This is a genomic window from Pseudomonas sp. BBP2017 (genome assembly GCF_003024385.1).
Classification (GTDB): Bacteria; Pseudomonadota; Gammaproteobacteria; order Pseudomonadales; family Pseudomonadaceae; genus Aquipseudomonas.
In genome coordinates, this window is record NZ_PVZN01000002.1 from 155924 (window position 1) to 170040 (window position 14117).

General features: G+C 62.0%; 13 protein-coding genes. 9 read left to right on the plus strand and 4 right to left on the minus strand.

Annotation, left to right across the window (positions count from 1 at the left end):
- The first annotated feature begins 110 nt into the window (after positions 1-110).
- The 5 genes from C6382_RS03595 (at position 111) to C6382_RS03615 (ending at position 7479) form a co-directional block, all read left to right on the plus strand.
- On the plus strand, positions 111-941 hold the full coding sequence (locus C6382_RS03595) for a p-hydroxycinnamoyl CoA hydratase/lyase (protein WP_107023167.1): 831 nt from the start codon (positions 111-113) through the stop codon (positions 939-941).
- A gap of 90 nt (positions 942-1031) precedes the next feature.
- Complete coding sequence (locus C6382_RS03600) at positions 1032-2480, plus strand: aldehyde dehydrogenase (protein ID WP_107023168.1); 1449 nt, start codon at positions 1032-1034, stop codon at positions 2478-2480.
- 92 nt (positions 2481-2572) lie between these two features.
- Positions 2573-4456 (plus strand): feruloyl-CoA synthase, encoded by a 1884-nt coding sequence (locus C6382_RS03605; protein WP_107023169.1) that lies wholly within the window; start codon positions 2573-2575, stop codon positions 4454-4456.
- Positions 4453-5694 (plus strand): thiolase family protein, encoded by a 1242-nt coding sequence (locus tag C6382_RS03610; protein ID WP_107023170.1) that lies wholly within the window; start codon positions 4453-4455, stop codon positions 5692-5694. Before C6382_RS03605 ends, C6382_RS03610 begins: the two co-directional genes overlap by 4 nt.
- 24 nt (positions 5695-5718) lie before the next feature.
- On the plus strand, positions 5719-7479 hold the full coding sequence (locus tag C6382_RS03615; RefSeq protein WP_107023171.1) for an acyl-CoA dehydrogenase: 1761 nt from the start codon (positions 5719-5721) through the stop codon (positions 7477-7479).
- 29 nt (positions 7480-7508) lie between these two features.
- Here the strand turns inward: C6382_RS03615 and C6382_RS03620 are convergent, their stop codons facing one another.
- Positions 7509-7805 (minus strand): hypothetical protein, encoded by a 297-nt coding sequence (locus C6382_RS03620; RefSeq protein WP_107023172.1) that lies wholly within the window; start codon positions 7803-7805, stop codon positions 7509-7511.
- A 160-nt stretch (positions 7806-7965) separates the two neighbouring features.
- The gene (locus C6382_RS03625; protein WP_107023173.1) at positions 7966-8796 is read right to left on the minus strand and encodes an alpha/beta fold hydrolase; all 831 of its coding nucleotides are present in this window, start codon (positions 8794-8796) and stop codon (positions 7966-7968) included.
- A gap of 278 nt (positions 8797-9074) precedes the next feature.
- Between C6382_RS03625 and C6382_RS03630 the strand changes: the two genes are divergently transcribed.
- Positions 9075-9770, plus strand: a complete 696-nt coding sequence (locus tag C6382_RS03630) for a class I SAM-dependent methyltransferase (protein WP_305888082.1) — start codon at positions 9075-9077, stop codon at positions 9768-9770.
- Positions 9771-9830: 60 nt separating this feature from the next.
- Here C6382_RS03630 and C6382_RS03635 read toward each other — a convergent pair whose 3' ends face one another.
- Together C6382_RS03635 and C6382_RS03640 are read right to left on the minus strand one after the other, a co-directional pair.
- Positions 9831-10229: a hypothetical protein gene (locus C6382_RS03635; RefSeq protein ID WP_107023175.1), complete on the minus strand. Its 399-nt coding sequence runs from the start codon at positions 10227-10229 to the stop codon at positions 9831-9833.
- Positions 10230-10585: 356 nt separating this feature from the next.
- Positions 10586-11467 carry a LysR family transcriptional regulator gene (locus C6382_RS03640; RefSeq protein WP_107023176.1) on the minus strand — a complete coding sequence of 294 codons (882 nt, stop codon included), beginning with the start codon at positions 11465-11467 and terminating at the stop codon, positions 10586-10588.
- Positions 11468-11566: 99 nt separating this feature from the next.
- Between C6382_RS03640 and C6382_RS03645 the strand changes: the two genes are divergently transcribed.
- From C6382_RS03645 to C6382_RS03655, 3 genes are read left to right on the plus strand one after another with little or no spacing between them, the layout of a single operon-like run.
- Complete coding sequence (locus C6382_RS03645) at positions 11567-12631, plus strand: alkene reductase (protein ID WP_107023177.1); 1065 nt, start codon at positions 11567-11569, stop codon at positions 12629-12631.
- 10 nt (positions 12632-12641) lie between these two features.
- Positions 12642-13478: a pirin family protein gene (locus C6382_RS03650; protein ID WP_107023178.1), complete on the plus strand. Its 837-nt coding sequence runs from the start codon at positions 12642-12644 to the stop codon at positions 13476-13478.
- Between the two features lie 46 nt (positions 13479-13524).
- Entirely contained in the window at positions 13525-14106 is a 582-nt protein-coding gene (locus tag C6382_RS03655) for an isochorismatase family protein (RefSeq protein ID WP_107023179.1), read from the plus strand.
- The last annotated feature ends 11 nt before the right edge of the window (positions 14107-14117 follow it).

Here is a 14117-nt window from a genome sequence, read left to right on the forward strand (position 1 = left end):
GATGTTCCAGTGTGTAGAAAATCAGTTAATTTTAATAATAGTTAATTGACATAACTAATTTGCTCGATTAGCTTCACTGCACCGTCCATCGAACAACAAGAGCAGACACCATGAGCAAGTACCAAGGCCGCTGGAATACCGTCAAGGTCGAACTGGAGTCAGGCATCGCCTGGGTCATTCTCAATCGTCCGGACAAGCGCAACGCCATGAGCCCGACCCTCAACCGCGAGATGGTCGAGGTCCTGGAAACCCTGGAGCAAGACGCCGAGGCCGGGGTGCTGGTATTGACCGGCGCGGGTGAGTCCTGGACTGCCGGCATGGACCTCAAGGAATACTTCCGCGAAGTCGACGCCGGCCCGGAAATCCTTCAGGAGAAAATCCGTCGTGAGGCATCACAATGGCAATGGAAGCTGCTGCGCATGTATGCCAAGCCGACCATTGCGATGGTCAACGGCTGGTGTTTTGGCGGCGGCTTCAGCCCGCTCGTGGCCTGCGACCTGGCGATCTGTGCCGATGAGGCGACCTTCGGCCTTTCCGAAATCAACTGGGGGATTCCGCCTGGCAACCTGGTCAGCAAGGCCATGGCCGACACGGTCGGGCATCGTCAATCGCTGTACTACATCATGACTGGCAAGACCTTCGGCGGGCAGAAAGCCGCCGAGATGGGCCTGGTCAATGAAAGCGTACCGCTGGCGCAACTGCGCGAAACCACTGTGGCGCTGGCGCAGAACCTGCTGGAGAAAAATCCGGTGGTATTGCGTGCTGCCAAGCATGGCTTCAAGCGCTGCCGCGAGCTCACCTGGGAGCAGAACGAAGATTACCTGTACGCCAAGCTTGATCAGTCGCGCCTGCTCGACACCGAGGGTGGTCGCGAGCAAGGCATGAAGCAGTTCCTCGATGACAAGAGCATCAAGCCGGGCTTGCAGGCTTATAAGCGCTGAGCAAAAGGGGCGCGCCGAGTTCTCGTGCGCTGCCCGCTTGTATCAGCCTGTGCCGAAAATTCCCGACAACGACAATAAAGAGGAATGACGATGTTGCAGGTGCCTTTGCTGATTGGCGGGCGGTCGTGCCCGGCCAGTGATGGGAATACCTTTGAACGGCGTAACCCGCTGAGCGGCGCGGTGGTGTCGCAGGTAGCGGCGGCCACATTGGCCGATGCGGACGCCGCTGTGGCGGCGGCCAAGGCGGCGTTTCCCGCCTGGTCGGCGCTGGCCCCGAATGAGCGGCGTAGCCGTCTGCTGGCGGCGGCCGAATTGATGCAGGCGCGCAGTGGTGAGTTCATCAACGCCGCAGGCGAGACCGGCGCGATGGCCAACTGGTATGCCTTTAACGTGCGCCTGGCCGCCGGCATGCTGCGCGAGGCTGCGGCGATGACCACGCAGATCTGCGGAGAAGTCATCCCCTCGGATGTGCCCGGCAGTTTTGCCATGGCCGTGCGTGCGTCTTGCGGCGTGGTGCTGGGAATCGCCCCGTGGAATGCGCCGATCATCCTCGCTACCCGTGCCATTGCCATGCCCCTGGCCTGTGGCAATACCGTGGTGCTCAAAGCATCGGAGTTGAGCCCGGCCGTGCATCGGCTGATTGGCCAGGTCCTGCAGGATGCCGGTCTGGGCGATGGTGTGGTCAATGTCATCAGCAACGCCCCGCAGGATGCGCCAGCGATTGTCGAACGCTTGATCGCCAACCCGGCGGTGCGTCGCGTCAACTTTACCGGCTCTACCCACGTTGGGCGGATTGTTGCTGAACTGGCGGCACGCCACCTCAAGCCTGCGCTGCTGGAACTGGGCGGCAAGGCCCCGCTGATGGTGCTCGACGACGCCGATCTGGATGCCGCTGTCGAAGCTGCGGCGTTCGGGGCGTACTTCAACCAGGGGCAGATCTGCATGTCCACCGAGCGCCTGGTGGTCGACAGCCGGATCGCCGAAGATTTTGTCGATAAACTCGCCAGCAAGGTAGCCCGTCTACGCGCAGGTGATCCTGAAGACCCCGCATCAGTGCTGGGCTCGCTGATCGATGCCGGTGCCGGGGCGCGTATCAAAGTCCTGATTGATGACGCGCTGGACAAGGGCGCGCGCCTGGTGTGTGGTGGGCAACTGGACGGCAGCATCCTGCAACCCACCTTGCTCGACGGCGTCGATGCCAGCATGCGCCTGTACCACGAAGAGTCCTTCGGCCCGGTGGCGGTGGTGCTGCGTGCACAAGGTGACGAGGCGCTGTTGGCCCTGGCCAACGATTCGGAGTTTGGTCTGTCGGCGGCGATCTTCAGCCGTGACACAGCGCGTGCGCTGGCACTGGCCCAGCGTGTGGAATCGGGAATCTGCCACATCAATGGGCCGACCGTTCACGATGAGGCGCACATGCCCTTTGGCGGAGTTAAGGCCAGTGGCTATGGCAGCTTCGGCGGGCGTGCGGCGATCGAACACTTCACCCAGCTGCGCTGGATTACCCTGCAGCACGGGTCGCGCCATTACCCCATTTGAGGGCACGCGAGCAGTCTGAAAGGAAGGGATCGCGGGCGACCTTGTATGCCTGCGGTCAACCGAACGTACAACAATAACAAGGAGCAACCTGCGTGAAATCCGCAACCAGCCCACGCCCGTCCGACACAGTCGGGACGCCGCGTTACCGCCAGGTATCCATCGGCCATCCCGACGTCGAGGTCAGCGAAGTGGATGGCATCCTGCGCATGCGCGCCAGGGAACCCCTCGCGCCGCTGCCTGACCGATTGCTTGAGCGTTTGCAACATTGGGCGCAGGTGCGGCCACAGCAGACGTTCATCGCCGCCCGCGAGGCGTCCGGGGCGTGGCGCGAGGTCAGCTATGCGCAGATGCTCGAACAGGTTCGGGCCATTGCTGGCAATCTGCTCGGCTTCGGGCTTTCGGCGCAGCGTCCGCTGGCGATCCTCTCGGGCAACGACATCGAGCACCTGCAGATTGCCCTGGGGGCCATGTACGCAGGCATCCCGTATTGCCCGGTATCGCCGGCCTACGCGTTGCTGTCCCAGGACTTCGCCAAGCTGCGCCATGTCTGCGATGTGCTGCAGCCAGGCCTGGTGTTTGTCAGTGACACGGCGCCGTTTCAGCGGGCGTTCGATGCGCTGCTGGCACCTGAAGTGCCGGTGGTCAGCGTACGTGGGGTGTTGTCCGGGTGGCGCCAGGTGGCGTTCAGCAGCTTGCTGGCCAACCCCGACTATGCGGCGGCCGATGCCGCCTTTGCCGCGACCGGACCGGATACGATTGCCAAGTTCCTGTTTACCTCCGGCTCGACCAAGTTGCCCAAGGCAGTGATTACCACCCAGCGGATGCTCTGCGCCAACCAGCAAATGCTCCTGCAGACCTTCCCGGTGTTTGCCCAAGAGCCGCCGGTGCTGGTGGACTGGTTGCCGTGGAATCACACCTTTGGCGGTAGTCACAACCTCGGGATCGTGCTGTACAACGGTGGCAGCTTCTATCTGGATACCGGCAAACCGACGGCCCAGGGGTTCGCTGAAACCTTGCGTAACCTCAAAGACATTTCACCGACGGCCTACCTGACCGTTCCAAAAGGCTGGGAGGAACTGGCCAAGGCACTGGAGCAGGACGCGGCCCTGCGCGAGCGCTTCTTCGCCCGTATCAAACTGTTTTTCTTCGCCGCCGCCGGCCTCTCGCAAAGCATCTGGGATCGTCTCGACCGTGTCGCCGAACAGCATTGCGGCGAACGTATCCGCATGATGGCCGGACTCGGCATGACTGAAGCGGCACCGTCGTGCACCTTCACCACCGGGCCGTTGTCGATAGCCGGCTATGTCGGGCTGCCGGCACCTGGCTGTGAAGTGAAGCTGGTGCCGGTTGGCGACAAACTGGAAGGGCGCTTTCGCGGCCCGCACATCATGCCCGGGTACTGGCGTGCGGAGCAGCAGACTGCCGAGGTGTTCGATGCTGAAGGCTATTACTGTTCAGGCGACGCCTTGAAGCTTGCCGATCCTGGCCACAGTCAGCTCGGGCTGATGTTCGATGGACGTATCGCCGAAGACTTCAAACTGTCTTCCGGGGTGTTTGTCAGTGTCGGTCCGCTGCGCAACCGTGCCGTACTCGAAGGTTCGCCCTATGTGCAAGACATCGTGGTCGCCGCGCCCGACCGCGAGTGCCTGGGGATACTGGTATTTGCCCGGCTACCCGAGTGTCGGCAGCTGGCCGGGCTCGGGCCTGACGCCAGTGACGCGCAGGTATTGGGCAGCGCCGCAGTGCGTGAATGGTTCGCGGGCTGGTTGCAGCGGTTGAACCGCGATGCCCAGGGCAATGCCAGCCGGATCGAGTGGTTGGCCCTGCTGGAAGAGCCGCCTTCGATCGATCACGGCGAAATCACCGACAAGGGCTCGATCAACCAGCGTGCTGTGCTGCAACGGCGGGCGGCGCAGGTCGAGGCCCTGTATCGCGGCGAAGTTCCGGGCATGCTGTGTGCCGGTCGTGCAGCATGAGCGCTGGCGGGTTGTGTAGCGTATTTGCCGATGCGGCCATCGTCGAGATGGTGCGCACCCCCTGGACCGATCTTGGGACGACCCTCGCCTCAGTGTCGCCCATCGATCTGGGCATCAAAGTCGCCTGTGAGGTGATGGCACGCGCAGGTATCGACCCGCAGTCGGTGGACAGCGTGCTGGCCGGCAGCATGGCCCAGGCCAGTTTCGATGCCTATATGCTGCCGCGCCATATCGGCCTGTACAGCGGAGTACCGCAGTCGGTACCGGCACTGGCGGTGCAGCGAATTTGCGGCACTGGCCTGGAAGTGTTGCGTCAGGCTGGTGAACAACTGGACAGTGGCGTCGAACTGGCTTTGTGTGTCGGCAGCGAGTCGATGTCACGCAACCCGATCGCGGCCTACAGCCACCGTGGCGGCTTTCGCCTCGGTGCAGCGGTGGAGTTCAAGGACTTTCTGTGGGAGGCCCTGTACGACCCGGCAGCCGGACTGGACATGATCGCTACTGCAGAGAACCTGGCGCAGCAATACGGTCTGAGCCGCGAGTGCGTCGATGCGTACGCCTTGCGCAGTCACCAGCGGGCACTCCAGGTCCAGGCGCAGGGCTGGTTTGCTGAGGAGATCGTGGCCATCCACAACGAAACCTTCGCGCCCGAGTTCTACCGGCCGCGCAGCATCCGCTTGCCACGCGGTGTAGAGCGGGTCGAGGGTGACAGCCATCCGCGCGCCACCGACAGCGCCGCCCTGGCGAGACTGACGCCAGTGCATGCCGGCGGTGTGCAGACCGCCGGCAACAGCTGCGCGGTAGTGGATGGTGCGGCGGCGGCGTTGGTCTGTCGCTTCTCGGCCTGTAGTCGTCCACCGCTGGCACGGCTATTGATGGCCACGGCGGTGGGCGTGGCGCCGCAGACCATGGGCATCGGACCGGTGCCGGCCATCGAGCTGTTGCTGCAGCGTAGCGGTTTGCGTCTGGACGAAATTGATCGTTTCGAAATCAACGAGGCCCAGGCGGCGCAGGTACTGGCAGTCGCCAGCGCCCTGGAACTTAAGCCCGAGCGGTTGAACCGGCAGGGCGGGGCCATCGCCCTGGGGCACCCGTTGGCCGCGACCGGCTTGCGCCTGGTGCATACCCTGGCGCGACAACTGCGCGCTGACAACCTGCGTTACGGCATTGCCGCTGCTTGTATCGGCGGCGGCCAGGGGATGGCAGTGCTCATCGAGAACCCGCATTACCACCGTTGATAACCACACCCGTTGAGGTCAGGCATGCAGCAGTACACGGCCCCGTTGGACGATATCCAGTTTGTGCTCGAACACTGGTTGCAGGTACCTGCGGCCTGGCGACAGATGCCGGCCTACCAGGACCTGGACCCTGACTTGGCCCGACAGGTGCTGGAACAGGCCGCACGTTTTTGCAACGAAGTGCTGGCCCCCCTGAACGCGCCAGGTGACCGCCAGGGGTGCCGGTATGCAGACGGAGAAGTCCGTACCCCCGAGGGCTTTGCTGCTGCGTACCAGGCGTATGTCGAGGGTGGCTGGCCGGGCCTGGCTTGCGCCCCGGAATGGGGTGGGCAAGGCTTGCCACAGGTGCTCGACGCCGCGCTGCAGGAGATGCTCTACGCCAGCAACCATGCCTGGGCTATGTACACCGGCATCGCCCACGGCGCCTATCTGTGCTTGAAAGCCCACGCGCCACAGTGGCTGCAGGCGCGCTATCTGCCGGCGCTGGTCAGCGGTGAGGTGCTGCCGACCATGTGCCTCACCGAGCCCCAGGCCGGCAGCGACATTGGCCTGTTGCGTTGTCGTGCGCAGCCGCTGGCGGATGGCAGCTACAGCATCAGCGGAAACAAGTTGTTCATCTCCGGCGGCGAACACGATCTGACCCACGACATCCTGCATCTGGTGCTGGTGCGCGTGCCAGAAGCGCCTGCCGGCAGTCGTGGTCTGTCACTGATGCTGGTGCCCAAATGGCTGGAGCAGGGCGAACGCAACGCTGTGCATTGCGACGGCATAGAACACAAGCTGGGCATCAAGGGCAGCGCCACCTGTGCCCTGCATTTCGACCAGGCCCGTGGCTGGCTGGTAGGCGAGGCCCACGGTGGCCTGGCAGCGATGTTTGTGATGATGAATTGCGCGCGCTTGCACGTCGGCCTGCAAGGCTTGGGGCATGCCGAGGCTGCATGGCAAAACGCCCGTGACTATGCCCTGGAGCGGCGACAAATGCGCGCACCAAGGCGCCCGGATCAGCCGCCGGCAACGGCGCCAGACCCGATCCATCTGCACCCGGCCATGCGCCGGGTACTGCTGGAGCTGCGCGTGCGTAGCCAAGGCATGCGCGCGATTGGGTATTGGGTGGCGCACTGGCTGGATCTGGCTGACGCAGCGGTACAATCAAAGCAACGCGAACGGGCCCGGCAACTGGCGCAACTGCTGACGCCGATCATCAAAGCCAGCTTCACCGAACAGGGTTTCAACCTTGCCAGCAAGGCCCTGCAGGTGTTCGGCGGCTATGGCTACACCGAAGAATTCAGCATCGGGCAGACCTTGCGCGACAGCCGCATTGCGATGATCTACGAGGGCAGCAACGAAATTCAGGCCAACGATCTGCTTCTGCGCAAAGTGCTGGGTGACGGCGCTGAGGCGTTTGCCTTGCTGTTGACGGAGCTGCGTGGGGAAGTGGCCGCCGGCCTCGCCGAGGAGGGCAGCGCGAGGTATGCGGCCAGACTGGCAGGCGTGTGCGACAGCCTGCAAACCGTGGTGAGCGAAGTGATCCGCGGCAGTACCCAGGACCCTGAATATCCCTACCGTGCCGCCGGGGACTTTCTTCAGCTGTGCGCCAGTGGCTTGCTAGCGTTCGCCTGGGCGCGGACAGTCCGCTGTGTGCAGGGCCTGGCCGCAGAAGATCCGCTGCGCCAGGAAAAGCTGGAAAGCGCCGGGTTCTTCTTCGACTATCTGTTGCCGGTCTTTGATAGCCAGATTGCAGCTGTTCGTGCTGCACAGGCGCCGCTGCCCTTTATATGCAGTTAAGGTGCAGGCTGGTCGAAACCAGCACACGCTTATTTGCACTCGGCCATCACTACTTTGCAGGTATCGGGCGTGCCACCGGAGCGGCCGGCATAGCGGATGCAATTGTTCAAGGATTTTTGCCGTGCCATTTGCAGGGTCGCGCCCCAGGCCAGACCACCTTCGCCGGACGTCGGCAGGGCTTTGGCGTAACAGCTGGAGCCTGCTTTTGAACTTGAGTAGAGCGGCTTCGTCGATTTACTTGAACATCCCGCCGACACGGCCAGGCTGAGGACGAGAAGAGAGAGGGCCAGCGGTGATGAGTAACTAGGCGTTGTTTTGCTGGTCATCCCATGTACCCTCGACAATGCCCCTATTGCGATTAAGGTGGCCAATACACCAATCGTAGCTGCCTATTATGCCTGCTCAGGACTGCTGGTCGGAAACGTCTGCGGTCCATACACGTTGGCAAAAGCGGGCGCCAGAGGCATCACCTCCGGCACCCGTGCATCAGCTGCGCACGAAGGCCAGCAGGTCGGCGTTGATGGTGTCGGCGTGGGTAGTGGGCATGCCGTGAGGGTAGCCCTTGTAGGTTTTCAGCGTGCTATTGCTGAGTAGCCTGGCCGACAGCAGCCCCGAGTTTTCGTAGGGCACGATCTGGTCGTCATCGCCATGCATCACCAGCACCGGCAGGGTGAGGCGCTTCAAGTCCTCGGTGAAGTCGGTCTGCGAGAAGGCGACGATGCCGTCATAGTGGGCCTTGGCGCAGCCCATCATGCCCTGGCGCCACCAGTTCCAGATCACCCCCTGCGACGGTGCCGCTCCCGGGCGATTGTAGCCGTAGAACGGCCCGGCGGGAATGTCGTGGTAGAACTGCGCACGGTTGGCCGCAAGTTGTGCCTGCAGGTCGTCGAACACCGACTTGGGCAGGCCACCGGGGTTGCTGGCGGTCTGCACCATCAAGGGTGGCACCGCGCCGAGAATCGCGGCTTTACTGGCACGCTCCTGACCGTGGCGGGCGAGGTAGTGCACCACTTCGCCGCCGCCGGTCGAGTGCCCGACATGCACTGCGCCGCGCACCCCTAGATGATCGACCAGCGCCGCCACATCGTCGGCGTAATGGTCCATGTCATGGCCATCCCAGACCTGGCTTGAGCGTCCGTGACCGCGACGGTCGTGGGCGATGACACGATAGCCATGGGCCAGGAAAAACAGCATCTGCGCGTCCCAGTCGTCGGCGCTCAGTGGCCAGCCGTGGTGGAAGAAGATCACCTGCGCGTCACGCGGGCCCCAGTCTTTGTAGAAAATTTCAACGCCATCTTTGGTTGTGACGAATGCCATGTTCGCTGCTCCTCTGTGATGGGGTTGTTGCACTCCAGAGTGGAAGTAAGGTTCAAGGTCAATGCCGTGCTAAAGGCAAGCTATGAGAATAGAAGAACTGGCGAAACGCAGCGGCCTGATCACATCGCTGGCGCGCAAGGTCAACGGCTAGCGAAATACCCGCTCCCACCGAGCCATGACCCTGGTCGCATAAACTTGAAATCTCCAGCGCTGCCCGACAGAATCGCGCCCCGATCCGGCCAGAGTTGCTGGACGTTGGTGGTGAAAAGGGGCAGCGGTTGAACGAACAGACATTGTCCATGCGCCTGGAGCGCGTGGCTGCGCAGGTGCCGGTCGGTGCGCGCCTGGCCGATATCGGCTCGGATCACGGCTACTTGCCGGTAGCCCTGATGCGCCGTGGCGCCATCACCGCGGCGCTGGCCGGCGAGGTGGCATTGACGCCGTTTCAGGCGGCCGAACGCACCGTGCGCGAGAACGGTCTGCAGCAGCGGATCACTGTGCGTCTGGCTGACGGCCTGGCGGCGATCGAGCCGGGTGACGGGATCACCGCGATCAGCATCTGCGGCATGGGCGGTGAAACGATCCGCGACATCCTCGACAGCGGCAAAAGCCATCTGCGCGGCCAGGAGCGTCTGATCCTGCAGCCCAACGGCGGCGAGCAGCCACTGCGCCACTGGTTGATGGAAAATGGTTACCGCATCCACCATGAGGAAGTGCTGCGGGAGAACCGCTTCGACTACGAAATCATTGTCGCTGAGTGCGCTGGAGCGGTGATGTACACCGCCCAAGAGCTGTACTTCGGCCCGTTGCAGATGCAGGCACGCAGCCCGGCGTTCCTGGGCAAGTGGCAGCGCAAACTGCGCCTCAAGCAAAAGACCTTGAGCAACTTCGCCCGGGCGCGGCACGCCGTGCCCGAGGAGAAGGTGCAGGAGATTGCCCGGCAGGCCAGGTGGATCACCGAGCTGCTGGCTTGAGCCCGGCGCAAGAGGCGAGGGTGACGTAGCTGTTTCAGGTGTTGGTTCGATTCTTGTGCACTAGCGACGATAGTAGCGGTGATCGTTCTCGTAGCGGTGGCGCATCGCCCGATCATGATGGCGCTCCCAATCACGACGGCGTTCGGCTTCCCGGCGGGCTTGCTCTCTGCGCCAGTTATCTCTACGCCAGTCGTCCCGGCGCCAATCGTCTCTACGGTCGTGCCAGCGGTGGTCGTGCCAGTAACGGTCGTCGTGGGCAAGCAACGCTCCAGGCTGCTTGTCGGCCATACTGGCCAGGCTCGGCCAAGGGTTGCCGACAGCCTCGGCCGGCGCTTGAACCGCTGGAGCTTCAGTTGCGAAAGCAGGGGTTGCGGTCTTCATTTGCGTTGCTGATGCCGAGCCCATTGCCGCAAACGCGAACAGGCCGAAGAGCACCATCCGTGGGACAGGGAGTTTCATGAGCGAAGACAACCTCTGATTGACAATTGGACGTGTGGCCATCTGGCTGCGGGAAGACTTCGTGTCGTGCTTACCGGGCTGATGGGCTTATGCAGATAGACCGATAAACAGGAAAAAGTTCGGGTGAGCCAACGCAAAAATAGCCAACGACTTCTTTTGACATTCACTTCTGGCCGAGAACGGCAGTAGTGGATTGGGCCGCCACGCCCGAGTCGCTGAATGAGCGTCCTCGAGAGACACTAAACTACGAAACTCCGGCGGACAGGTTCAGCCAATGTGTTGTATCCACCGGTTGAATCCACAACCCATAACAGACACTCATGTACCGATGTATATCGGTGCTCGGGGTATCAAGCTCAATCATCACTAAGGCGTTCGCGTAGGAACTCGATGAACCGCTGAGTCTTCGCTGGAAGCAGACGAGTCTCAGTGAGCGCATACACTGCGACCGGAGCCGCTTGCCACGCTGGCAAGACCTTGCGCAGCGTGCCATTGGCCACGTCCTGGGCGGCGATGCCAGTCGGCAGCAGCGCAATGCCCAGGTCCAGCGATGCCAGCCGTCGCAGCATTCCGACACTGTTGAGCTCGAATCGCCCACCCACTTGCACCTGCTCATTCCCGGCGTCGCTAGATAGCGTCCAGCGATCAGCTCCTGTCCCACGCATGCGCAGGCATTCGTGGTGAATGAGTTCGCAGGGATGCTCCGGCTCACCAGAACGCTCGACGTATCCGGGTGAGGCGTATAGACAGCGCTGCAAGCTGGCGAGCTTACGGGCAATCAGGTTTGAGTTCGCCGGCTCGCCCATCCGGATCACCACATCCACGGGTTCGCTCACCAGATCGACCTGACGGGGTGTAAGGTCAAAATCGAAGCTGATTCCCGGATACAACCGGGCAAATTCGGCTATCAGCGGCGCCAGATAGATATTTGCGAAATCCACTGGTAGTGACGCCCGCAAGAGGCCGCTCGGTCGCGCGAGCATCTCGCCCAGTTGCTCATGGGCCAGCCTCGCTTCCTCGACGATGCGCTTGCAGCGTTCAAAATAGAGTTGGCCCGCTTCGGTCAGCTCGATCCTGCGTGTCGTGCGGTGCAACAGGCGCAGGCCGATCTGCTTTTCCAGGCCGCTGATGCGCCGCGACAACGTCGAGTTCGGCATGCCCAGCGACTCCGCTGCCCCACGAAAACCACGCATCTTTACCACTTCGACGAACAGCGCCATGTCGTTGAGGTATTCCAAAGTATTGCTCCACCAATGGATCAGTAAATTCAATTTTACCGGATTTATCCCGAGTGCGGATTGATCCATGATCATCCCATCACCACTGAGGAACCACAAATGAACACCCTGTTTTCCGAAGTCCAGGTAGGCCGCTACACACTTTCCAACCGCATGGTCATGGCCCCTATGACCCACTCACGCGCTGACGATGCGGGTGTGCCGAGTGACATGGTCGCTACCTACTACGCACAGCGTGCCGGCGCCGGACTGATCATTTCTGAAGGAGTATTCCCGGTTGCGATCGGCAAGGGCTATGTCCGTACGCCGGGCGCCGAAACCGAGGAGCAGGTTGCCGCCTGGAAGAAGGTGACAGAAGCCGTGCATGCACGCGGTGGCCGGATCTTCATGCAACTGATGCACTGTGGTCGCGTCTCCCATCCGTCACTGCTCGCTGAAGGCGCTCTGCCGCAGGCACCCTCCGCCATCAAGGCTGCGGGCCAGGCTTACACCGCCACCGGGTTGCAGGATTTCATCACCCCGCATGCGCTGACCATCGTCGAGATCGCTGCCGTGGTCGAAGCCTATCGACAGGCTGCGCGCCGGGCGATCGAGGCGGGTTTCGATGGCGTCGAACTGCATGCCGCCTCGGGCTACCTGCCCGAACAATTCCTCTCCACCGGCAGCAATATGCGCGACGATGAGTATGGTGGCACGGTTGATAAACGCGTTCGTTTCGTACTGGAAGTGCTCACCACCATGGTGGAGGAGGTGGGGGCAGACCGGGTAGGCATCAAGATCTCGCCGGAGATGAACTTCAACGACATCGTCGATGCCAACCCACAAGAGACCTATACCCATCTGGTCAAGCAACTGCGCGGTCTTGACCTGGCGTATCTGCATGTGGCGCTGTTCGGCGCTTCGTTCGACTACCACGCCGCATTGCGCCCGTTGTTCGATGGCAGCTATCTGATCGGCGGCGGCCTGAGCAAGGACAGCGCCGAGTCACTGATTACCAATGGCCATGCGGATGCTGCGGTGTTTGGCGGCGCATTTCTCGCCAATCCGGACCTGCCCGAGCGATTTCGTGCAGGCGCTGAGCTGAACATCCTGAACAAGGACACCTTCTACGCCCCCGGCGCTGAAGGCTACATCGACTATCCAGCCATGTCCCAAGGGGCTTGAGGAGCACGCCATGCCAGCCGTCGCACGTCTGCAGCGGATGAGCCACGGTAGCCAGTTCAGAGCCTTCAACCTCCGAGGGGACCGGTACGCGAAACCCATCGACCCATTCCTGGGCGTAGACCATGCGTGGATCAACGGGCCGACATTCCCACCTCACCCGCATGCCGGCTTTTCGGTGGTGTCCTACCTGTTCCTGGACTCACAAACCGGTATCGACAACCGCGACTCCCTGGGGAACCGCAACCTGATTCAACCCGGTGGCCTGCACTGGACGGCGGCGGGTGAAGGTGTGGTGCATGAAGAGATTCCGGCCGAACCGGGCAAAACCGTTCATATGCTGCAGATCTTCATCAACCTGCCAGAGGACCACCAGGCGAATGCGCCTTTCACCCTCACCCTGGAACCGCAGGACGTGCCGGTCGTTCGCTGGCCCGGTGCAAAAATCCGGGTGCCCCTCGGTGGTTTTGCGGACGTGGTGTCGCCTTTATCGCCACCCACGGACGTGCGCATGCTGGATATCACGCTTGAGCAGGGAAGTGAGGTGCAGATTCCTGTTCCGCAAGGGCATGTCGCGTTCGTGATGCTGATTGATGGCGAGGTTCACGTTGACGGCCACGCCTTTGATCTGGCTGACCCGCAGGTGCCGGTGAACCTACCCCAAGGCCCTGATCGGTTGGTCACATTGCACGCGAAAAAAGCAACGGCCAAAGCCGTGGTGTTTTCCGGCACACCATTGAATCAGCCCGTGTACTGGCAAGGACCGCTGGCCCTTGCTTCACAAGGTGCGCTGGCCAAGGCAGTAAATGGTATCCAGCGCGGCGCATTTGGAACGCTGCAAGCTCGTTGACTCACCACCGGGGTGTTTACTCCACGCAATCGCCAGGAGAATCACCATGACCTACGAAAAATTCAGTGCTGAGAATGCTGCCCTCCTTTTGATCGACCACCAGGTCGGGACCATGGGGTGGGCTAAGTCGATGCCTTTCGAAGAGCTCAAGCGCAACGTTCTGATGCTCGCGAAGGCAGCGCGCATCTTGAAGTTGCCCGTCGTGCTGACATCGAGCATGGAAGAACATGCCCAAGGCCCGCTGCTGAGCGAACTGGAACAGATCCTCCCTGCAGAGTTTGCGGGCCGCGTAAAACGCTTGGGCATCGTTAACGCAATGGACGACGAAAACTTCGCCGCTGCGGTAAAAGCGAGCGGTCGCAAGAAATTTATCGTCGCTGGGGTGACTAATGACGTCTGCACCGTGTACCCAGTGCTAACGTTGTTGAGCCAGGGCCATGAGGTGCAAGTGGTTGCGGATGCCGGTGCCTCACCGACGGCCAGGGCAGATGACATTGCACTTCGCCGTATGGACAAGGCCGGTGCCACGCTTACCAGCACCAACCAGGTAATTGCCGAGCTGGCAGGCAGCTGGGCCACGCCTGAGGGCGGCCAACTGGTTCAAGTGGTTATGGAAGCCTTCGGCTGAGTGCGCTTGCG

What these genes read in the sequence shown, in the direction of transcription:
- C6382_RS03595 (WP_107023167.1), top strand. Translation starts at nt 111, where the DNA reads ATGAGCAAGTACCAAGGCCGCTGGAATACCGTCAAGGTCGAACTGGAG.
- C6382_RS03600 (WP_107023168.1), top strand. Translation starts at nt 1,032, where the DNA reads ATGTTGCAGGTGCCTTTGCTGATTGGCGGGCGGTCGTGCCCGGCCAGT.
- C6382_RS03610 (WP_107023170.1), top strand. Translation starts at nt 4,453, where the DNA reads ATGAGCGCTGGCGGGTTGTGTAGCGTATTTGCCGATGCGGCCATCGTC.
- C6382_RS03615 (WP_107023171.1), top strand. Translation starts at nt 5,719, where the DNA reads ATGCAGCAGTACACGGCCCCGTTGGACGATATCCAGTTTGTGCTCGAA.
- C6382_RS03620 (WP_107023172.1), bottom strand. Translation starts at nt 7,805, where the DNA reads ATGACCAGCAAAACAACGCCTAGTTACTCATCACCGCTGGCCCTCTCT.
- C6382_RS03625 (WP_107023173.1), bottom strand. Translation starts at nt 8,796, where the DNA reads ATGGCATTCGTCACAACCAAAGATGGCGTTGAAATTTTCTACAAAGAC.
- C6382_RS03635 (WP_107023175.1), bottom strand. Translation starts at nt 10,229, where the DNA reads ATGAAACTCCCTGTCCCACGGATGGTGCTCTTCGGCCTGTTCGCGTTT.
- C6382_RS03645 (WP_107023177.1), top strand. Translation starts at nt 11,567, where the DNA reads ATGAACACCCTGTTTTCCGAAGTCCAGGTAGGCCGCTACACACTTTCC.
- C6382_RS03650 (WP_107023178.1), top strand. Translation starts at nt 12,642, where the DNA reads ATGCCAGCCGTCGCACGTCTGCAGCGGATGAGCCACGGTAGCCAGTTC.
- C6382_RS03655 (WP_107023179.1), top strand. Translation starts at nt 13,525, where the DNA reads ATGACCTACGAAAAATTCAGTGCTGAGAATGCTGCCCTCCTTTTGATC.